This is a genomic window from Caballeronia sp. SL2Y3 (assembly GCF_022879575.1).
GTDB lineage: Bacteria > Pseudomonadota > Gammaproteobacteria > Burkholderiales > Burkholderiaceae > Caballeronia.
Genome location: NZ_CP084262.1, coordinates 450,677 through 469,975 on the forward strand (window position 1 = coordinate 450,677; position 19,299 = coordinate 469,975).

A 19,299-nucleotide genomic window follows, 5' to 3' on the forward strand; every position below is an offset into this window, starting at 1 on the left:
ATCGCACGCGCATCTGGCCCGGCTTCGGGATGTCGGCTGCTACGCCACCCACTCTCTCGTGGAGAACTTCCTATGCGTTTTGACTACAAGAACTTTCATATCGACTGCACCGCTCGCCATGATGAAGATGGCATCTACTACGCGCGCGCTCGAATCACCAGCGCGCCCAACGAACACACGCCGAACGTGGAAGTCCACGAATCCGGGGATCTCGACTCGTTCCCAAACGAATGGGACGCACTGCATTGCGCGCGGGCGTGGGCCATTGAATGGTGCGACGAGGCGTTGGCGTAACCGAATGGGCCTGTCTTCCCATTAGCCGTGTCCGGGAGCGTGAACGCTTACATCTGCGGCACAAGGATTGCGCGATGTAAGGCGCGACGCCGCGCAGGCAAACCCAGCGGCGCGCGTCACATCACTAAATTCAAGGGAGGCACCATGAAAATCGCCAAGAAGAGCTTGCTCGTATCCGCAATGATTCTGAGTCTGTCGGGCGCCGTGTTCGCGCAGGGCGCAGGCGGCGGAGCCGGTGGTGGCGCGGGCGGCGGCGGAACGGGGGGCGGCACGGCCGGCGGCAATGGCGCGGGACAGGGCGGCACCGGCATGGGCACGCCGAACGCGAATGGCACGACGGGCGCGACCTCGGGTGCGACCGGCTCCTCCACCATGGGCTCGGGCAGCGGTTCGAGCAGCAAGACGAACAAGATGCACAAGAAGAGTGGTTCGGGTTCGTCCGGTAGCGGCACGTCGAGCTCGGAATAACGCGTTCGCTTTTTGCAAGACCGCCCGGTCCGCGTCGTTCGTTGCGCGGGACGGGCGTCATCCCTCCCGAGCTTTATCACTCCCTCCATACGCGTCCCTTCCACATAGGGATTTCGCGTCTTCTTCCCAGACCCTAATGTGTGCCTGCGCGGTTTCTTATCGCGCCCGCCGCATACGAGCGACTTCCCGGCATCTCATCACAAGGGCTCGGTCGTGCCGTCTGCGTCGTTGCTTGGTCGCTTTCGGCCGGCGAACGCGCTGGCTTCGCATGGCCGCTGCGCGCCATTCATCCACCGCTGCAAGGAGTCCGGAACGTGTTGCCGGCTGCTTGTGCAATCGCTTCTGAGGAGCTGGAACATGAAGACGAACGTCAACCCGAAATTCATCGCGATGATGGCGGCCTGTGCGCTGGCCGCGGGCATCGGCAACGCCCGCGCGCAAAGCATGCCCGAACCGACGCAACAACTTGTCCAGACGATGCGTCCGATGGATACGTCGCGCACTGCCCTGCAAACCGACGCCTCGACGGCCGACTCGGCATCCGGCGAACAAGCCTACGGCGGCGCGAAAGCCGGAACGAGCATGTCGGCTGGCGGGCGGACCACCGACGCATGCAGCAGCCAGCCGCGATGCGACGTGTTCTTTGGTCATTGAGCACAACGGCGGCGCGACGAGCGACATGCACGACAGAAGCACATGCGCTCGTCGCGCCAGCCGCCAGCCGGGAACAGCCCTACTCGACCTCCGGCGTCAGCCAGAACCGCGCGCTGACCGACTCTCCCGGCGCAAGCACGCCGCCGCCCTTCAGCGACGCGTCGACATCCAGATTCACCCAATCCGCGACATTGCTGACCGGCTCCACGCACAGCAGCGACCCGAACGACGAAGGCGCATAAATCACCGTGAAGTCGAACGGCGCTTCCGCTCGCAGCGTGACCGACCGATGCTCGCGCGGCCACGCGACCGACGTCTCGCGAGACCAACCGGTGAAGTTATTGTCGAGATCGAAGGCATCGGCGGACATGCCTTGCGGCGATGCCAACGCGTCGATGCTCGGATGCGGGCCGGCGTGCGTCGGCAACGGTTCGGGCGTCGTATGCCACATCGACCCGACCCGCGTGCGCACGACGGTGTGCCCGGTGCGCGGAAAGTACGGATGATGTCCGAGGCCGAAGGGCATCGGCCGGTCGGACAGATTGCGCAGCGACATGGTTACGGTAAGCGACTGCGCATCCAGCGCGATATCCTGCGCCGCTTCGAAGGCGAACGGCCAATGATGCGCCGGCTCCTGCGAAGGCACGTGCGACAACGTGAGACGGGCGCTCGCCTCCGAGACCGCATCGACGCGCCACGGCCGCCGCCATCCGTTGCCGTGCAGCGCGTGCGGGAACGCGTTGCCGTCGCCGGATAGATCGACGAGCGCGCCATCGAACGTGAAGCGCGCATCGCGAATACGGTTGCAATACGGCACGAGCGGAAAGCTCGCCATGCCGAGCGGATTGCGCGCGGCGAGCGCATCGACCGTGGCGGGACGCAGCCAGTGCAGCGCGCCGCCTTCGTTGGGCTCACGGGCATCGAAGAATGCCGCAATCGCGCCGCCGACATGCGGGGCGAGCAGCACGCGCCGCGCGCCGTGGCGCAGTTCCACGAGCGCTTCGTCCGCGCGCCCCGACGTGGTTCGATCGGCGTTCAATATGCGAACTGCCGGTAGTTTTCGTCGAAGATGCGCTGGGTGCGCTCGACGACCGGGTTGTAGCGCAGCAGTCGCTTGGCGCGCGGCGGCAGGTCGGCGAGCACGGCACGCGGCACGTCGATATGCACTTCGGGCCGGAAATACCATGAGCGGCTATAGCCGATCACGACCATCGGACGCGGTTCGTCGATGTAATTGGGCGTGCCGCGATGCAGCCCGCGCACATCGCGGATCAGCACGTCGCCGACGCGCATCGGCACGCGCTCCGGCGGGAAGCGTCCATCGGCGAGACCGGCGAGCGCTTCTTCGCGCGAGATGCGGTGCGTGCCGCGCGTCGTTTCGAGCGAGCCGTTGCGCTCATCCACATCGACGAGCGGAAAGTTCACGGCAAGCTGGAACGACGGCGTTTCGGGCGCGTCGTCGAAAAGCGGCGGCGTGTCGCGATGCCAGTCCTGAAAGTCAGAACCGCGAACCGGCGTATCGGTCGCAAGCTGGCACATGACAGGATCACGTCCCGCCACGCGTTCGACGATGCCGATGATGTCCTCGTCGCAGATGATCGACGGGTCCGCGAACTCGCCTTCGAACGGCAAGGTCACGTAGTAGCGGCCCGGCCCGCGGTTGCCGCTCGCCGATGCCTCGCGCGCCGCATCGACATGCGGCTGCAACAGCGGCGCGAACGCCTCGCGCCACGCTTCGAGCTTTGCGCGCTCGAAGTGATCGCGCAACAGCACGAAGCCGTCTCGCTCGAACGCTTGTGCAAGCGCGTCTCTCGTTGTCTCGTCGTATCGGCCCATGCGCCCTCCTTTCGGTCGTGAATCGGACGGAAAGAGAATGGCACGGCAGTAATAGCGCCGTCAATATTATTAGTAATACTCGGTGAAAACCCTGTGCCGTCCCATGTTCTGGCTAGGTGGTTTCCGTGTTGTCCATCACTAATATTAGTGTTAAGGTCTGTCGCCAAGCCTCATACGCCGCACCTGTCCGATGAAGAAAACCACGCAGCGCCGCCCGACGATGACCGACATTGCGAAGCTCACCGGAGTTTCGCAGTCAACGGTTTCGCTCGTGCTCAACAACGCGAGCGGCGCGAAGTTCTCGGACGTCACGCGCGACAAGGTGCTGCGCGCGGCGCAGGAGCTCGGCTATCGCATGACGCCGCGCGAGCCCGCCGCGCTGGACGCCTTCGACACGCCCGGCGTGGAGAGCGAACGCAACCTGATCGTGTATCTCGCCGATGAGATTTCGACGAGCCCGCATCCGGTGGTCTGCATCGACGGCGCACGCGACGCCGCGTTCGCGCATGGCCGTCTGCTCGCCGTCTATTCGACGCACGGCAACGCGGAGATCGAGGCGCGCGTGCTCGCCGCGACGCTCGATCATCCCAATCTGCTCGGCGTGATCTACGCGACCGTCTACACGCGGCTCGTCGCGCTGCCGGCGGCGCTCGCGAAAGTGCCGACCGTCCTGCTCAACTGCTACGCGAGCGAGGCGAACCTGTCGTCGGTCGTGCCGGCCGAGGTCGCGGGCGGGCACACGGCGACGGACTATCTGCTCGCGGCGGGGCATCGGCGCATTGGCTATATCAACGGCGAGCCGTATCAGGACGCGGCGCGCGACCGGCTGAAGGGCTATCGCACGGCGCTCGCCACGGCGGACTTGCCATTCGCGCCGGAACTCGTGCGCGAAGGCGACTGGAGTTCGGGCGCCGGCTTCGAGCAGACGCTCTCGCTCATGCGCGAACCGAATCCTCCAACGGCCATTTTCTGCGCGAACGATTTGATGGCGCTCGGAGCCATCGAGGCGCTCAAGCAACTCGGCCTGCGGGTGCCCGACGATGTCTCCGTGGTCGGCTACGACGATCAGGAGATCGCGCGCCACACGCATCCACCGTTATCGACCGTGGTGTTGCCGAACTACGACCTCGGCCGCTGGGCGGTCGAAACGCTTCTGCAAGAGGAACACAACCGCGCCGTCGGCGCGCCGTTGCGGCGCCGCACCGTCAAGCTCGACGGCCCGTTGATCGAGCGCGGATCGGTGAAGGTCATCGCCGAAGCGCATCAGTTCGCTACTAATAATATTAGTGATTAGCCGGACATAGCTGCACGAAAGGCAGCCGCATCTCTCGCATCAGACAGATCGGGCACAACAAGCATCAACAAGCATCGGCATTACCAACAAGACGAAACATCCATATCGGAGGAAGACATGCTGTCGCTGAACAAGAATCTCCGCTCGGGCCTGCGCCCGCTCGCCGCCGCGCTCACCGCTCTGACGCTCGCAGCCGGGGCCGCGCACGCCGCCGACGACGCGTTGCCGAAGATCCCGAACAAGAAGCCGCTGCGCGTGGGCTTCGCGCAAACGGAGAGCAACAACCCGTGGCGGCTCGCCGAGACGAAGAGTTTCAAGGACGTCGCATCGAAGTGCGGCTGGCAGGTCGTCATCACCGACGCGAACAGCTCGGCGGCCAAGCAGGTGTCGGACATCCAGAGCATGATCGCGCAGCACGTTGATCTGCTGGTGTTCCCGCCGCGCGAAGAAAAGCCGCTCGCTCCGGTCGTGTTGCAGGCGAAGAAGGCCGGCATTCCGGTGATTCTCGTGGACCGAAACATCGATCAGTCGATGGCGAAAGCCGGGCGCGACTACATCACGTTCATCGGTTCCGACTTCATCGATCAGGGCCACCGCGCCGCCGACTGGCTCGTGAAGACCACGAACGGCAAGGCGACGATCATCGAGCTCGAAGGCTCGACGGGCGCGTCCGCTGCGAACGACCGCAAGAAGGGCTTCGACGAAGTCATCGCGAAGAATCCGGGCATGAAGATCGTCGCGTCGCAAAGCGGCGACTTCGCGCGCGACAAGGGCCGCCAGGTCATGGAAACGCTGTTGCAGGCGCACCCTGACGTGACCGCCGTCTACGCGCACAACGACGAAATGGCGCTCGGCGCGATCGCCGCCATCAAGGCGGCGGGCAAGCAGCCGGGCAAGGACATCGTGCTCGTCACGATCGACGGCACGAAGGGCGGCCTCGAAGCGATCAAGGCGGGCGAACTGGGCGCGAGCGTGCAGTCGAGCCCCTTCTTCGGACCGCTCGCGTGCGATGTCGCGCAGAAATACGCGAAGGGCGAGACCATTCCGCCGTGGGTCAAGGTATCCGATCGCTTCTACGACAAGAGCAACGTCGACGCCAGCATGCAGTACGGCTATTGAGCGAAGCAGTCTCGCTGGTTCGCGGGCGCCTTCGGGCGCTCGCACTTCTAAAGGACGACAAGCGCGGCATGGCCACTGCTCCCCTACTCGACATGCAGGACATCGACATTGCCTTCGGCGGCGTCGCGGCGCTCAAGCACGCGCGCCTCACCGTCGCGGCCGGCGAAGTGCACGCACTCATCGGCCAGAACGGCGCGGGCAAGTCGACACTCATCAAGATTCTCACCGGCGCGTATCGCAAGAGCGGCGGAACCATCCGCTTCGACGGACGCGACGTGGATTTCCGCACGCCGAAGGAAGCGCGCGAAGCAGGCATCAGCACGATCTATCAGGAGATCAACCTCGTGCCGTTTCGCTCGGTGGCCGAGAACATTTTTCTCGGACGCGAGCCGCGCCGCTTCGGCCTCATCGACTGGAAAACGGTGCAGCGGCGCGCGACCGAATTGCTCGAATCGTTCGGACTCCACATCGACGTGCGTAAGCCCGTGCGCGACTTTTCGACCGCCATTCAGCAGATGGTCGCGCTCGCGCGGGCCGTTTCGTCGGATGCGAAGATGGTCATCATGGACGAATCGACGTCATCGCTCGACGAGCGCGAAGTAGAACTGCTTTTCGGCGTGGTGCGCCGCTTGCGCGACGACGGGCGCGCGGTCATCTTCGTGTCGCATCGGCTGGACGAGTTGTATGCGCTCTGCGACCGCGTCACCGTCATGCGCGACGGCCAGACGGTCGCGGAAAGCACCATGCAGGAGATGGACAAGCTCAAGCTCGTGACGACGATGCTCGGCCGCACGCTCGCCGCCGTCGTGCACGAAGACAGCGCGGTGAAAGAAGAGAATCTGGCGAAGCGCGGCGCGGTCGCGTTGAGCGCGCAGTCGCTCGCGGCGGGCGCGAAAGTCACGAACGTATCGCTCGACGTGCATGCGGGCGAAGCCGTAGGTCTCGCCGGCTTGCTCGGCTCGGGCCGCACGGAGACGATGCGCCTTCTGTTCGGCGCGGACCGTCCTTCGCGCGGTTCGCTCACGGTGGCGGGCGAAAGCGCCGCGTTCAAGTCGCCGAAAGATGCGATCACGCGCGGCATCGCCTATCTCACCGAAGACCGCAAGGCCGAAGGCATCGTGCCGGAGCTTTCCGTGCGCGACAACCTCACGCTCGTGTGCCTGCCCGCGCTCACGAAGCGCGGCGTCGTGGATGTCGCGAAGCAGCGTGAAATCGTGGACGGCTTCATCGCGTCGCTCGGCATCAAGCTGCGCTCGCCCGATCAACCGATACGCGAACTCTCGGGCGGCAATCAGCAAAAGGTCTTGCTCGCGCGCTGGCTCGCGACGAATCCGCGTCTTCTGCTGCTCGACGAGCCGACGCGCGGCATCGACGTGGGCGCGAAGGCGGACGTCGCGAAGATCGTGCGCGAGTTGCGCGATGCGGGCATGGCCGTGCTGTTGTCGGCGTCGGAACTGGAAGAGCTGACCGCCGTGGCCGACCGCGCGGTCGTCATCCGCGACGGCGAAACCGTGGCGCAACTCGATGGCGCGCAGATGAACGAGGCATCGATCATGGATGCGATCGCCTACGGCTCGAGTGAAACATCGACGCTCGCGCAAGCGACGGCCGCGCAAGGAAACGAGTCATGATCGACAAGACGCAACCGGCAGCACGACCCTTAGCGCAACCCGCCGCGCCGCTCGCAGCCGACGCGCAGGCCGCGCCCGTCAAGAAGCGCCGCGGCATCGCGATTCAGCGCGAGATCATCGTGCTCGTCGCGATGATCCTGTTCAACCTGTTCTTCACCGAGCACTTCTGGTCGCTGCAGACGTTCAACGTGAACCTCACGCAGGTAGTGACGATCGTGATCGTCGGCATCGGCATGACGCTCGTGGTGGCGACAGGCGGCATCGATCTGTCCGTCGGCGCTTCGATGGCGATTGCCGGCGCGCTCGCGCCGATGCTCTTCATGAACATCGAAGGGCCGCTCGGCATTCTGCTCGCCTTCACGCTGCCCGTGCTGGCCGCCGCGTTGTGCGGCGTGTTCAACGGACTGCTGGTGACGCGGCTTCGCGTGCAGCCGATCGTCGCGACGCTCGTGCTCTTCATCGCGGGACGCGGCATCGCGCAGGTCGTGACCGACGGCAGCCTGCAGGCGTTCAACAATCCCGCGTTTCAGTGGATCGCACTCGGCAAGGTCGCGGGCGTGCCGTTCCAGATTCTGCTCATGCTCGCGCTCGTCGGCGTTTTCACGTGGATCGTGCGCAAGACGCTCTTCGGCAAGTATCTGCTCGTCACGGGCGGCAACGAGGACGCCGCGTATCTTTCCGGCATTCCGACGGCGCGCGTGAAGCTGATCGCGTACGCCGCATGCGCCGCGCTCGCCGGTCTCGCCGGGCTCATTTCAATCTCGGTGAATTCGTCGTCGGATGCGAACGTCGTGGGCCTCGGCGTCGAGCTCGATGCCATCGCGGCCGTGGCGGTCGGCGGCACGGCGCTCACAGGCGGCAAGGCGTACATCACGGGCACGCTGATCGGCGCGCTCATCATCCAGCTATTGCGTTACACGCTGCTCGCGCACGGCATTCCGGACGCCGCCGCGCTCGTGCTGAAGGCCGCGATCATCATCGGCGCCGTGTACGTGCAGCGCCGCCGAGGCTCATGACATGAAGAAGAACCTTCCTATCCTGATCGCGCTCGTCGCGTTGCTCGTGCTGGGCGTCGTGCGCTACGAGCACTTCGCCTCCGCCTACAACGTGACATCGTTCTGGCGATACAACTCGATGTTCGCGCTGATCTCCATCGGCATGGCGTTCGTCATCATCACGGGCGGCATCGATCTGTCCGTGGGCGCGGTGGCCGCGCTCGCCAGCGTGGTCGCGGCGCTGGCGAGTCCGCACGGCGGCGTGGCGGGCGTGCTCGCCGGAGCGTTCGCGGGGCTGGCGGTGGGTGTGCTGAATGGCATCGTCATCACGCACATGCGCATTCTCCCCTTCATCGTCACGCTGGCCACGAGCCTCGGCGCGCATGGCCTCGCGCTCTTGCTCGGCCATAACGATGCGGTCGCTATCTCGTCGGATACGAACTTCGCCGCCTTCGGGCAGGGCGACCTGTTCGGCCTGCCGATTCCCGGCATCGTGTCGCTGGTCGCGGCGGTGCTCGGCTGGGTCGCGCTGCGCAGCTCGCGCTTCGGCCGTCATGCGCTCGCGATCGGCGGCAGCGAGGAGGCGTCGCGATTGATGGGCCTGAACGTCGATCGCACGCTCGTCGCGGTGTATGCGTTGAGCGGCTTGCTCGCCGGCATCGCGGGTGCGATTCTCGCGGCGCAGTTCGGCGCGGGCCAGCCGAACGAGGGCGTCGGCTGGGAACTCTTCGCCATCTCGGCGGTGGTGCTCGGCGGCACGCGGCTGACGGGCGGCGATGGCTCCATCGCGATGACCATTGCAGGCGTCGCGCTGCTCGGGCTCGTGTTCAATCTGTTGAACTTCGAGAACGGGCTCGGGTATATCAGCTTGTCGGCTTACTGGCAGTCGGTGATCCGGGGGCTTTTCTTGTTGCTCGTGATCGTTCTGCAAGCGCGCGTGCTGAACCGGCGCGTCGTACCGGCGAAAGTCACGCATTGAGCGCCGCGTCGACCCTCAATGCTTCTTTTCCGCGCTCCTGCGCGACGCCCCGGCCGCCGCCTCGCCGCCTTCCGATGCCAGGCGCAAATAGGCGGCCGCGAGCCTGCGCAGTTCTTCTTCGCTCGCGTCCTCGATCCCGATCAGGTGATTGCTCGCCGCGCGATGCGTCGCGAGCAGTTCATTGAGCTTGAGATGTAGCGCGACGCTGTCCTTGTTCTGGCTCTGCTGGATCAGAAAGACCATCAGGAACGTGACGATGGTCGTGCCTGTGTTGATGACGAGTTGCCAGCCGTCGGAGTAGTGAAAGATCGGGCCGGTGATGACCCACGCGACGATGCTCGCCACCGCCAGCCCGAAGGCGAACGGCGAGCCCGCCCAGCGCGTGACGAGGCTCGCGAAGTTGTCGAACGCGCGCATCAACGGATGCGATTTGGCGTAGGCGGGGCTGGATGTGTCGGGAATGGTTTCGATCTGGTCCGTCGAGGTCCGCTGTTTGCTGTTCATACTCTCCTCCCTTTGAATCGGAAGGACGCCAAGCAAGACCCGTTCCTTTCAGAAGCATTCCGACGCAGTCAGCCATCGCGGATCAAGCGGACGGCTTGCGCGGGGCAATCAACGTGTCGGCGCTCATCTGCACGCCGGGACGTGGCTGCGCTCGCGGAAAAGTGAGCGTGGCGTTCAATGCGCTCTGCACACCTGCGTCGTCCGGCCTGAGCGATAGCGCCTGACGTAGCGCGCCCTCCGCTTCCTGAGCCCGGCCGAACGCGAGCAGCACGAGGCCGAGACCGCGGCTCGCTTCGAAGAACACCGGACGCAAGGCCAGCGCCTGGCGGAACAGAGCTTCCGCGCCCGGCAAGTCGAAGCGGCGGTGCGCGACGTTGCCAAGGCCGCAATGCGCTTCCGCCGACTGCGGATTGATCGCGAGCGCCCGGTTGAACGCGGCCTCGGCCTCGGTGAGCCGGCCCGCCGCGAGTAAGACATCGCCCATGGACAGATGACCGTCGATGCTCTGCGGAGCGAGATCGATGGCCCGGCGGCACGCCGTTTCGGCCTCCGGCAAGTTGCCCTGCATGAACAACGTATGGCCGAGCGAGACATACGCCTGCGCGAAGTCCGGCTGCGCGGCGATTGCCTCCGAAAATGCCTTCGCGGCGTCGTCCAGGCGCCCGTTGGTCTGGAGCATGCCGCCGAGCACGAACTTCGCCGCCGGAAAATCGGGGCGAAGGGCCAGCGCCTTGTCCAACAGCGCCCGGGCGTCGTCTATCCGGTTTTCATCGAGCGCGATCAAGGCAAGGTTCACGAAAACCTCGGGCGAATCGGGTTGCAGCGCCAATGCCTGCCTGAAGACCTGCTCCGCTTCCGAAAGTCGGCCCGACATGCGTAGCACGATGCCCAGATTGTTATTCAAGGCGGCCGAATCCGGATGGAGCGCGAGTTGCTGCCGAAGCATCGCTTCTTGTTCGGCGAGGCTGGGTTTATTCGAATCGATGGGTTCGTTCATGGTCGTGAGGTGCAACGAAGTTAAATGCCGCCGATGACTTTATGGATAATCGTGAATAAGCGTCGGCGGATTTGAAACGCCAATCGGCACTGTGTTGATATTCAGCTCGCGCAAGACGTAGTTATTGAATGGGTGCACAAGGCGTCGGCACACGCCCGTCCGGCTGGGCCCGTGCCGTGATTACTGCGATTACCGCGATTACGGCGTGAAGCGATGCGAGCGAAGCCGCGAACCCGCGTTGCGCTTTTGAAATTCGCGGAGAAAGGGACGATAACGGATTCAACTGAGTATAGTGCAAAAAAATATGTGATTTTGAATTAACGGATCGTGAAAGGCGCGGCCGAAAGGGTCATCGAATGACTTCAGCGCGGGTCACATTCGTGGTGCATGCCGTCCCGGTCACGAAGTTTGCTAAAGCCCTCCGAACGCGCATGCCGGAACGGTCCGCAGCCGTTTCCGTGCGAGAATCCTGAAGCCTATCCGGTCGTGCGTTTCAGTCAGCGTCATCCCAAGACACGCCTTTCAACCCCAAGCCGCTTGGTGGAGACACCCAGCGAGGAGATTCAGCGTCGATGACTCCCGAGAATGTGCCCCCGGACACGACCGTCAGCAGCCTCGACCCCAGCTTCCTGCTCGGCGGCGGAGAAATGGGCGTGCTCATCCGGGGCTTCGACTGGACGCAGACCTCGCTCGGCGCGCCGGAGGACTGGCCGCAGAGCCTGAAGACGGCCATTCGCATCATGTTGACCTCGCGCCAGCCCATCTGGATCGGCTGGGGCCACGAGCTTCTCTTCTTCTATAACGACGCCTACCGGTCGATCATCGGCGGCAAGCATCCGCACGCGCTCGGGCAGCCGACTTCGGTCGTGTGGCGCGAGATCTGGGACGACATCGGGCCGCTGCTGGATACGGCGCTCGCCGGCGTCGAAGGCACCTTCGTCGAACAGAAGCTGCTCATCATGGAGCGCAACGGTTTCCCGGAGGAAACCTACTACACGTTCTCCTACAGCCCGATTCCGGACGACCGCGGCGGCGCGGGCGGCATCATCTGCGCGAACAGCGACGACACGCAGCGCGTGCTCGGCGAACGGCAACTGACGGTGCTGCGCGAACTGGCGACCTCCGCTGCCGATGCGCGCACCTGGCGCGAGGCCTGCGAACGCTCGATGAACGCGCTGAGAAGCGCGCCGCGCGATCTGCCCTTCGCGCTGCTCTACGCGGCCGGCCCCGGCAACGAGACCGCGACATTGGTCGGCGCATGCGGCATCGCGCCGGGGCATCCGGCGGCGCCCGCGATGCTGAACGCCGACCGGCTCGAGCCGTGGCCGTTTCAGGACGCGCTGCGCGAGAACCGCGCGCTGCTCGTGACGAACCTGCATCAGCACGTCAGCGCGTCCTTGCCCACGGGCGCGTGGAAGGCCGCGCCGGCCACCGCCGTCATGGTCCCGATCGCCCCGACCGGCGAGACCGGCCATGCGACCGTGCTGATCGCGGCGCTCAATCCGTATCGCCTGTTCGACGACGGCTATCGCACTTTCATCAATCTCGTCGCCGGACAGATCGGCGCGGCGATCGGCTATGCGCACGCCTACGACGAAGAGCGCCGCCGCGCCGAGGCGCTCGCGGAAATCGACCGCGCGAAGACGACGTTCTTCTCCAACATCAGCCACGAATTCCGGACGCCGCTCACGCTGATGCTGGGCCCGCTCGAAGAGATGCTCGCGGACCAAGGGCGCGTGCCGCCCGAGGACCTGCGGCTTGTCGAGATCATGCATCGCAACGGCATGCGGCTGCTCACGCTCGTCAACGCGCTGCTCGACTTTTCGCGCATCGAGGCGGGCCGCATCGAGATTCATCGCCAGCGCACGGACATCGCCGCGTTCACCGCCGAACTTGCGTCGCTGTTCCGCTCGGCCATCGAGACGGCCGGCCTGACGCTTCGCACGAACATTCCCGATACGCCGGTGCTCGCCGACATCGACCGCGACATGTGGGAAAAGGTCGTGATGAACCTGCTGTCGAACGCGTTCAAGTTCACCTTCGAGGGCAGCATCGAGGTGGCGCTCGCCGTGCGCGACGGCGTGATCGAAGCGAGCGTGCGCGACACCGGCATCGGCATTGCCGAGCAGGAGCAGGCGCGCGTCTTCGAGCGGTTTCATCGCGTGGCGGGCGCGGCGGGCCGCTCCGTGGAAGGCAGCGGAATCGGGCTTGCGATGGTTCAGGAACTCGTCAAGCTGCACGGCGGCAGCATTGGCGTGACGAGCCGCTTGGGCGAGGGGACGTGCTTCACCGTGACGCTGCCGGCCGCGCACGAAGACGCCGCATCGCGCGCCGACGCCCCGCGCGCCGAGGCCAGCAGCCGCGCGCGGTCCTTCGTCGATGCCGCGTTGCGCTGGACGCCGGATGCGGACGCCGCCGACGCCGCCGATGCAGCCGCGCTCGACGTCGCGGACCTCGACTCGCCGCTCGCACACGCCGCCGAAGCGACCGCGCCATCGGATGCGCTGACGGGCCGCGTGCTCGTGGTGGACGACAACGCCGATCTGCGCGACTACATGCGCCGCCTGCTTGCCGCCGCGGGCCACGACGTGAGCGTCGCCGCCGATGGCCGAGCCGGGCTCGACGCGGCCTTCGCGCTGCATCCGGACGTCATCGTCTCGGACGTGATGATGCCGCGCCTCGACGGCTTCGGCCTCTTGCGCGCGCTGCGCGACGACGAGACGCTGCGCGAGACGCCAGTCGTGCTGCTATCGGCGCGCGCAGGCGAAGAAGCGCGCGTCGGCGGCCTCGAAGCGGGCGCGGACGACTATCTGACCAAGCCGTTCTCGGCGCGCGAGCTGCTCGCGCGCGTGGCGAGCAATCTGCGCCTCTCGCGCCTGCGCCGCGAGACCGAGCAGCGCCTGCGCGAAGAGTCGCGCGTGCTCGAGGTGCTCAACCGCGTCGGCACGACGGTCGCCGCCGAGCTCGATCTCTCGCGCGTCGTGCAGGTCGTGACCGATGCCGCCACGGAGTTGAGCGGCGCCTCATTCGGTTCGTTCTTCTACAACGTGCTCGACGACGAAGGCGGCAGCTACACGCTGTACGCGCTTTCCGGCGCGTCGCAGGAGAGCTTCGCGAACTATCCGATGCCGCGCAACACCGCCGTCTTCGGGCCGACGTTCGGGGGCCACGGCATCGTGCGCTCCGACGACATCACCCAAGATCCGCGCTACGGGCACAACTCGCCGCATTTCGGCATGCCGAAGGGCCATCTTCCGGTGCGCAGCTATCTCGCCGCGCCGGTCGTCTCGCGCACGGGAGAAGTGCTCGGCGGCCTCTTCTTCGGTCATCCGCAACCGGGCGTGTTCACCGATCGCGCCGAGCGCATCGTCAAGGGCATCGCGGCGCAGGCGGCCATCGCCATCGACAATGCGCGGCTCTTCCAGGCGGCGCAGAACGAAATCGCCGAGCGCGCCAAGGCACAGGCCGCGCTGCGCGATCTGAACGAGACGCTGGAGCGCCGCGTGACCGAAGTCGTCGCGGACCGCGACCGCCTGTGGGAACTGAGCGAAGACCTCTTCGTGATCGCGAGCTTCGACGGCGCGCTGTTGCGCGTGAGTCCGTCGTGGTCGTCGGTGCTCGGCATCGACACGGAGCGCCTGCATGCGCGCACGATGCTCGACATCGTGCATACGGACGACCGCGCCGCCGTCGCGCTGGAAGTCGACAAGCTGCGGGCGAGCGGCACGCCGGTGCGCTACGAGTGCCGCCTCGGGCGCATCGACGGCGGCTGGCGCTGGATCGCGTGGACGCTCTCGCTCGATCCGCGCACGCGGCGCATTCACGGCGTCGGCCGCGACGTGACCACGGACCGCGAAACGGCCGACGCGCTGCGGCACACCGAAGAAGCCTTGCGCATGGCGCAGAAGATGGAAGCCATCGGCAAGCTGACGGGCGGCGTCGCGCACGACTTCAATAACCTGCTGCAAGTGATCGGCGGCAATCTGCAACTGCTCGCGAAAGACGTCGCCGGACAGGACAAGCCGGAGCAGCGCGTGAAAAGCGCGCTCGCCGGCGTGGCGCGCGGCGCGAATCTCGCCTCGCAATTGCTCGCGTTCGGGCGGCGCCAGCCGCTCGCGCCGAAGGTCGTCAATCTCGGCCGCTTCGTGCGCGGTCTGGACGACATGTTCCGCCGCGCGCTCGGCGACGGCATCGAAGTGGAAACCATCGTGTCGGGCGGCCTGTGGAACACGCTCGTCGATCCGTTCCAGGTGGAGAACGCACTGCTCAATCTCGCGATCAACGCGCGCGACGCCATGAACGGGCACGGCAAGCTGACCATCGAGGCCGGCAACGCATCGCTCGACGAGACCTATGCGATGCGCAACGCCGACGTCGCGCCCGGCCAGTACGTGATGGTCGCCGTCACCGATACGGGCTCGGGCATGTCGCCGGAAGTGCAGGAACGCGCGTTCGAGCCGTTCTTCACGACCAAGCGCGAAGGTCACGGCACCGGCCTCGGCCTGTCGATGGTGTACGGCTTCGTCAAGCAGTCGGGCGGGCACGTGAAGGTGTACAGCGAGGAAGGCCACGGTACGACGGTGCGCCTCTACTTGCCGCGCGCGCGGCAGGAAGAAGACCTCGAAACGAACGTGGACGCCGGACCGCCTAAAGGCGGCAGCGAAACCATTCTGGTGGTCGAAGACGACGAGGAAGTGCGCGCGACCGTCGTCGATCTTCTCGCGGACCTCGGCTATCGCGTGCTGCGGGCGAAGGACGCGCAGAGCGCGCTCGCCATCGTCGAAAGCGGCGTGCCGATCGACCTGCTCTTCACGGACGTCGTGATGCCCGGTCCGTTGCGCAGCACCGAGCTTGCGCGCAAGGCGCGCGAGCGCGTGCCGGGCATCGCGGTGCTGTTCACGTCGGGTTACACGGACAACGCGATCGTTCACGCGGGGCGGCTCGACGAAGGCATCGACCTGTTGAGCAAGCCGTATACGCACGAGGCGCTGGCCCGCAAGATCCGCCATGTGCTCGGGCAACGCGCGCGCGAAACTGCGTCCACGAATGGCGCCGATGCCACCGATGCCGCAGCGCCCGACTCCACCGACACCCTGCGCGTGCTCTTCGTCGAAGACAACGAGATGGTGCGCACGAGCAGCGCCGAGTTGCTGCGCGAAATGGGCCTCGATCTCACGGAAGCGTCGAGCATCGAAGAAGCCCGCGCGCTCTTTGGCGAACAACGCTTCGACGTGCTGCTCACCGACGTGAATCTTGCGGGCGAATCCGGTATCGAGCTGGCGAAAGAGACATCGCGTCAGGCGCCGCGTCTGGGAGTCGTGTTCGTCACCGGCTACGACCTCGAACTGAGCGACGAGGAACAGCAGGCGCTCCCGCATGCAATCCGGCTGCGCAAACCGTACGATCCGCACGCGTTGATGGAGGCGTTGCGCGCGGCGTCGGCGCGCTGATTCATTCGGCTTCGCGCATGTCCATCACCACGAAGCCGCTCGCCTCTTCCTTCGCCGCGCGCTTGGCGACTGCCGCCGTCGCGCTGACGTGCGCGCTGCCGCGCGCCGCGCCGGGCGCCACGCGCACCGCGCCCGCCGAAAACCGCACGAAGCCGAAAAACGCGGGCCGCGCAAACCGGTCTTCGCCGTGAATACCGCCGGCGAGCCGTTCTTCGGGCGAGTAGAAGCGCATCACGAGTTCGTCGAACGCATGCATGGCGCGCGCGACGCGCTCGCGCCAGTCGTCGCTCTGGAAGAGCAGCAAGAAGTCGTCGCCGCCGATGTGACCCAGAAAATCGCGCGTCGGCTCGCAGACCGAGGCCAGCGCGTTCGCGGCGGCCTTCAGCACTTCATCGCCTTGCCAATAGCCGTAGCGGTCGTTGAACGGCTTGAAGTGATCGAGATCGAAGTAGCACGCGACGAACGCCGAGCCGTTCGCAATCAGTCTGTCGATATGTGAATTGAGCGGCACGTTGCCCGGCAGAAACGTGAGCGGGTTCGCGTAGCGCGCCGCTTCCACGCGCACTTCGGTCACGGCGCGCACCATGCTCGCGCCCGTCACGAGTCCGGCATAGCGCCCGTTCTCCGTGACGATGAACCCGTCCGACAGATCATGCGGATCGTCGTTCGTAAAAAGCCGGGCGATCTCTTCGAGCGTGGAGCCGCGTTCGACGATCAGCGGCGCGAGATGCGCGAACTGCATGCAAGGCCGCTTGCCGAACACTTCGCGGTGATACGGCAGCGCGTATTGATCCATGAACGAGCGCCGATTGATGAGCGCGACCGGGCGGCCATCGTCCACGATCGCCACCGCATGCAGCGACGGCCGCTCGTTGAAGAGGCGCGCGACGTCGTCGTTGCGCGACTTGACGCTGAGCGTCGGCGCTTCGACGAGCATGCGTTCTAGCAGCACCGCGTTCATGTCGGCGGTCGCGCCCATGCGCGTGCGGGCCGGATAGACCGAGATCTGCGCGGAACGCAACGCACGCGCGACGGCATCCGGCACGCGCGCGCTCGGCGTCGCGGCGGGTTTGCCGAGCAGGAAACCCTGCGCGCATGCAATGCCGAGATCGCGCACGATCTCCAGGTCCGCCTCGCTTTCGATGCCTTCCGCGATCAGATGCGCGCCGCTCGCGTTCGCGAACGCGACCATCGCCTTCACGGCTTCGAACTTGAGCGAGTCACGCGCAATGTCCGAGACGAAGAAGCGGTCGATCTTCACGTAGTGCGGCGCGAGCCGCACCCACAGATTCATCGAGGCATTGGCGCTGCCGTAGTCGTCGAGCGCGAACTGCGGACCCGACGCCCGCAGCGCGCGCACGGTCGCGCCGAAGCGTTCGGCGTCCGCAATCACGCTTTGTTCGGTCAGTTCGATGACGAGCCGCTTCGCATCCAGACCGCTGTCGCTTGCGAGATAGCCCGGCGTCTCGCGTTCGCCGAGCGCGGCCTCGATGGCCGCTGCGCTGAAGTTGATGAAGAGCAGGCCGCTGCGCGCAAGCTGGGCGAACGCCGCGATGCAGACGCGCGCCGCCGCGTGCTCCAGCATGACGCCACGCCGCTCGCGCGTGGCCTGCTCGAACAGCACGGCGGGCGATTCCTGCGCGCTGCCGGCCGGCCCGCGAATAAGACCTTCATAGCCGATGACCTCGCCGTCGGCGAAGCGCACGATCGGCTGGAACACGGCCGTCAGCGCATTGGACGCGATGAGTTCTTCGATGCTGGGACGCGATGTTTCATTGGCGCAGAGGCTGGCGGACATGGGCCTTTCTATAAGCGGGCTATCGTCCGAGCTAACGGTGCGCGTGTCACGAACTTGAATGAAGCTTTCGTGAAGCGATGCACCGCGCGGGTGCGCCCATGTCCCTTACCGCGTTGTCTAGCGCGCGCGGCGGGCGCGCACGGCGGTGGCGAGCAATTCGAGCACGGGCTCGGTCTGCGTCCAGCCGAGGCAGGCATCCGTGATCGAAACGCCGTGCCTGAGCGGCACGCCCGGCTTCAGGTCCTGCCGCCCTTCTTCGAGATGACTTTCGATCATCACGCCCGTGATGCGCTTCTCGCCCGCCGACAGTTGACGCGCGATGTCCTGCGCGACATCCACCTGACGCAGATGCGACTTGTTGGAGTTCGCATGCGAGCAGTCGATCATCACCTGTTCGCGCTGGCCGAGCGCGGCAAGCGCGGCGCAACTCGCGGCCACGCTCTCGGCATCGTAATTCGGGCCTTTCTTGCCGCCGCGCAGAATCACGTGGCAGTCGTCGTTGCCGCGCGTCTCGAAGATGGCCGCCATGCCCATCTTCGTCATGCCCATGAACGCATGGCTCGCCCGCGCCGCGACGATGGCATCCGCCGCGACCTGCACGCCGCCGTCGGTGCCGTTCTTGAAGCCGATCGGACACGACAGCCCCGACGCAAGCTGCCGATGGCTCTGGCTTTCCGTCGTGCGCGCGCCGATCGCCCCCCACGCGATCAGATCCGCGATGTATTGCGGACTCAGCAGGTCGAGGAACTCGGTCGCCGTGGGCAAGCCGAGGCCGCTCACTTCGAGCAGAAGCTCGCGCGCCCGGCGCAGCCCTTCGTTGATGCGAAAGCTGCCGTCCAGACGCGGATCGTTGATATAGCCTTTCCAGCCGACCGTCGTGCGCGGCTTCTCGAAGTACACGCGCATGACGATGCAGAGGTCGTCGGAAAGGCGCTCGGCCACGGTCTTGAGACGCCGCGCGTAGTCCATCGCCTGGCCGTGGTCGTGAATGGAGCACGGGCCGACCACGACCACGAGGCGGTCATCGCGGCCGTGCAGAATGTCGGCAATCGCGGCGCGGCTCGCCTCGACGAGCGTCTGCACGGCGGGCGTGACCGGCAGTTCGTCGAGCAGGAGCGCGGGCGAAATCAGCGGACGCACCGCGCCGATGCGCGTGTCGTCGATGCGGGTGGTGTCTTGCGTGGAGTCGGCCACGCCGGCTTCCTGGTCGCGGGCGGGATTGTCGATGCGGCTCAAAGTAGGCTCCGTCATGCGTTATCTAAGCGTGATATGCAGTTGCA

The 19,299-nt window shown here is 65.9% G+C and carries 15 protein-coding genes; 9 read left to right on the forward strand and 6 right to left on the reverse strand.

The genetic code is table 11. From position 1 onward, the window contains the following. Positions 1 to 72 precede the first annotated feature (72 nt). The 3 genes from LDZ26_RS20970 (at position 73) to LDZ26_RS20980 (ending at position 1,416) form a co-directional block, all read left to right on the forward strand. On the forward strand, positions 73 to 294 hold the full coding sequence (locus tag LDZ26_RS20970; protein ID WP_244850471.1) for a hypothetical protein: 222 nt from the start codon (positions 73 to 75) through the stop codon (positions 292 to 294). 144 nt (positions 295 to 438) lie between these two features. Then, on the forward strand, positions 439 to 762 hold the full coding sequence (locus LDZ26_RS20975) for a hypothetical protein (protein ID WP_244850473.1): 324 nt from the start codon (positions 439 to 441) through the stop codon (positions 760 to 762). A 357-nt stretch (positions 763 to 1,119) separates the two neighbouring features. Beyond that, positions 1,120 to 1,416 carry a hypothetical protein gene (locus LDZ26_RS20980; RefSeq protein WP_244850478.1) on the forward strand — a complete coding sequence of 99 codons (297 nt, stop codon included), beginning with the start codon at positions 1,120 to 1,122 and terminating at the stop codon, positions 1,414 to 1,416. Positions 1,417 to 1,495: 79 nt separating this feature from the next. Here the strand turns inward: LDZ26_RS20980 and LDZ26_RS20985 are convergent, their stop codons facing one another. Next, a complete protein-coding gene (locus LDZ26_RS20985; protein WP_244850480.1) occupies positions 1,496 to 2,455 on the reverse strand; it encodes an aldose 1-epimerase in 960 nt (319 codons plus the stop codon). Then, a complete protein-coding gene (locus tag LDZ26_RS20990) occupies positions 2,452 to 3,252 on the reverse strand; it encodes a phytanoyl-CoA dioxygenase family protein (protein ID WP_244850482.1) in 801 nt (266 codons plus the stop codon). Before LDZ26_RS20990 ends, LDZ26_RS20985 begins: the two co-directional genes overlap by 4 nt. 190 nt (positions 3,253 to 3,442) lie before the next feature. Here LDZ26_RS20990 and LDZ26_RS20995 point away from each other — a divergent pair, with 190 nt between their 5' ends. From LDZ26_RS20995 to LDZ26_RS21015, 5 genes are all read left to right on the forward strand, one after another. After that, the gene (locus tag LDZ26_RS20995; RefSeq protein WP_244850484.1) at positions 3,443 to 4,546 is read left to right on the forward strand and encodes a LacI family DNA-binding transcriptional regulator; all 1,104 of its coding nucleotides are present in this window, start codon (positions 3,443 to 3,445) and stop codon (positions 4,544 to 4,546) included. Positions 4,547 to 4,663: 117 nt separating this feature from the next. After that, on the forward strand, positions 4,664 to 5,665 hold the full coding sequence (locus tag LDZ26_RS21000; protein WP_244850486.1) for an ABC transporter substrate-binding protein: 1,002 nt from the start codon (positions 4,664 to 4,666) through the stop codon (positions 5,663 to 5,665). A 68-nt stretch (positions 5,666 to 5,733) separates the two neighbouring features. Beyond that, positions 5,734 to 7,296, forward strand: a complete 1,563-nt coding sequence (locus tag LDZ26_RS21005; protein ID WP_244850488.1) for a sugar ABC transporter ATP-binding protein — start codon at positions 5,734 to 5,736, stop codon at positions 7,294 to 7,296. Continuing rightward, positions 7,293 to 8,312 (forward strand): ABC transporter permease, encoded by a 1,020-nt coding sequence (locus LDZ26_RS21010; protein WP_244850490.1) that lies wholly within the window; start codon positions 7,293 to 7,295, stop codon positions 8,310 to 8,312. Before LDZ26_RS21005 ends, LDZ26_RS21010 begins: the two co-directional genes overlap by 4 nt. 1 nt (position 8,313) lies before the next feature. Next, complete coding sequence (locus LDZ26_RS21015) at positions 8,314 to 9,270, forward strand: ABC transporter permease (RefSeq protein WP_244850492.1); 957 nt, start codon at positions 8,314 to 8,316, stop codon at positions 9,268 to 9,270. A 15-nt stretch (positions 9,271 to 9,285) separates the two neighbouring features. Here LDZ26_RS21015 and LDZ26_RS21020 read toward each other — a convergent pair whose 3' ends face one another. Then, the gene (locus LDZ26_RS21020; protein WP_244850494.1) at positions 9,286 to 9,774 is read right to left on the reverse strand and encodes a low affinity iron permease family protein; all 489 of its coding nucleotides are present in this window, start codon (positions 9,772 to 9,774) and stop codon (positions 9,286 to 9,288) included. 82 nt (positions 9,775 to 9,856) lie between these two features. Then, positions 9,857 to 10,771: a lipopolysaccharide assembly protein LapB gene (locus tag LDZ26_RS21025; protein WP_244850496.1), complete on the reverse strand. Its 915-nt coding sequence runs from the start codon at positions 10,769 to 10,771 to the stop codon at positions 9,857 to 9,859. A 572-nt stretch (positions 10,772 to 11,343) separates the two neighbouring features. On the opposite strand from LDZ26_RS21025, the gene LDZ26_RS21030 reads away from it, so the two are divergent. Beyond that, a complete protein-coding gene (locus LDZ26_RS21030; protein ID WP_244850498.1) occupies positions 11,344 to 16,221 on the forward strand; it encodes a response regulator in 4,878 nt (1,625 codons plus the stop codon). 1 nt (position 16,222) lies between these two features. Here LDZ26_RS21030 and LDZ26_RS21035 read toward each other — a convergent pair whose 3' ends face one another. Both LDZ26_RS21035 and LDZ26_RS21040 read right to left on the reverse strand, forming a co-directional pair. Then, positions 16,223 to 18,019 carry a GGDEF domain-containing protein gene (locus LDZ26_RS21035; RefSeq protein ID WP_244850499.1) on the reverse strand — a complete coding sequence of 599 codons (1,797 nt, stop codon included), beginning with the start codon at positions 18,017 to 18,019 and terminating at the stop codon, positions 16,223 to 16,225. Between the two features lie 117 nt (positions 18,020 to 18,136). Further along, positions 18,137 to 19,255 (reverse strand): 3-deoxy-7-phosphoheptulonate synthase, encoded by a 1,119-nt coding sequence (locus LDZ26_RS21040; protein ID WP_244850500.1) that lies wholly within the window; start codon positions 19,253 to 19,255, stop codon positions 18,137 to 18,139. Positions 19,256 to 19,299: the final 44 nt, after the last annotated feature.

Excerpts from the sequence above, each read along its gene's own strand:
- LDZ26_RS20980 (WP_244850478.1), top strand. The coding sequence starts at position 1,120 with ATGAAGACGAACGTCAACCCGAAATTCATCGCGATGATGGCGGCCTGT.
- LDZ26_RS20990 (WP_244850482.1), bottom strand. The coding sequence starts at position 3,252 with ATGGGCCGATACGACGAGACAACGAGAGACGCGCTTGCACAAGCGTTC.
- LDZ26_RS20995 (WP_244850484.1), top strand. The coding sequence starts at position 3,443 with ATGAAGAAAACCACGCAGCGCCGCCCGACGATGACCGACATTGCGAAG.
- LDZ26_RS21035 (WP_244850499.1), bottom strand. The coding sequence starts at position 18,019 with ATGTCCGCCAGCCTCTGCGCCAATGAAACATCGCGTCCCAGCATCGAA.
- LDZ26_RS21015 (WP_244850492.1), top strand. The coding sequence starts at position 8,314 with ATGAAGAAGAACCTTCCTATCCTGATCGCGCTCGTCGCGTTGCTCGTG.
- LDZ26_RS21025 (WP_244850496.1), bottom strand. The coding sequence starts at position 10,771 with ATGAACGAACCCATCGATTCGAATAAACCCAGCCTCGCCGAACAAGAA.
- LDZ26_RS21000 (WP_244850486.1), top strand. The coding sequence starts at position 4,664 with ATGCTGTCGCTGAACAAGAATCTCCGCTCGGGCCTGCGCCCGCTCGCC.
- LDZ26_RS21010 (WP_244850490.1), top strand. The coding sequence starts at position 7,293 with ATGATCGACAAGACGCAACCGGCAGCACGACCCTTAGCGCAACCCGCC.
- LDZ26_RS21005 (WP_244850488.1), top strand. The coding sequence starts at position 5,734 with ATGGCCACTGCTCCCCTACTCGACATGCAGGACATCGACATTGCCTTC.
- LDZ26_RS20975 (WP_244850473.1), top strand. The coding sequence starts at position 439 with ATGAAAATCGCCAAGAAGAGCTTGCTCGTATCCGCAATGATTCTGAGT.
- LDZ26_RS21030 (WP_244850498.1), top strand. The coding sequence starts at position 11,344 with ATGACTCCCGAGAATGTGCCCCCGGACACGACCGTCAGCAGCCTCGAC.
- LDZ26_RS20970 (WP_244850471.1), top strand. The coding sequence starts at position 73 with ATGCGTTTTGACTACAAGAACTTTCATATCGACTGCACCGCTCGCCAT.
- LDZ26_RS21020 (WP_244850494.1), bottom strand. The coding sequence starts at position 9,774 with ATGAACAGCAAACAGCGGACCTCGACGGACCAGATCGAAACCATTCCC.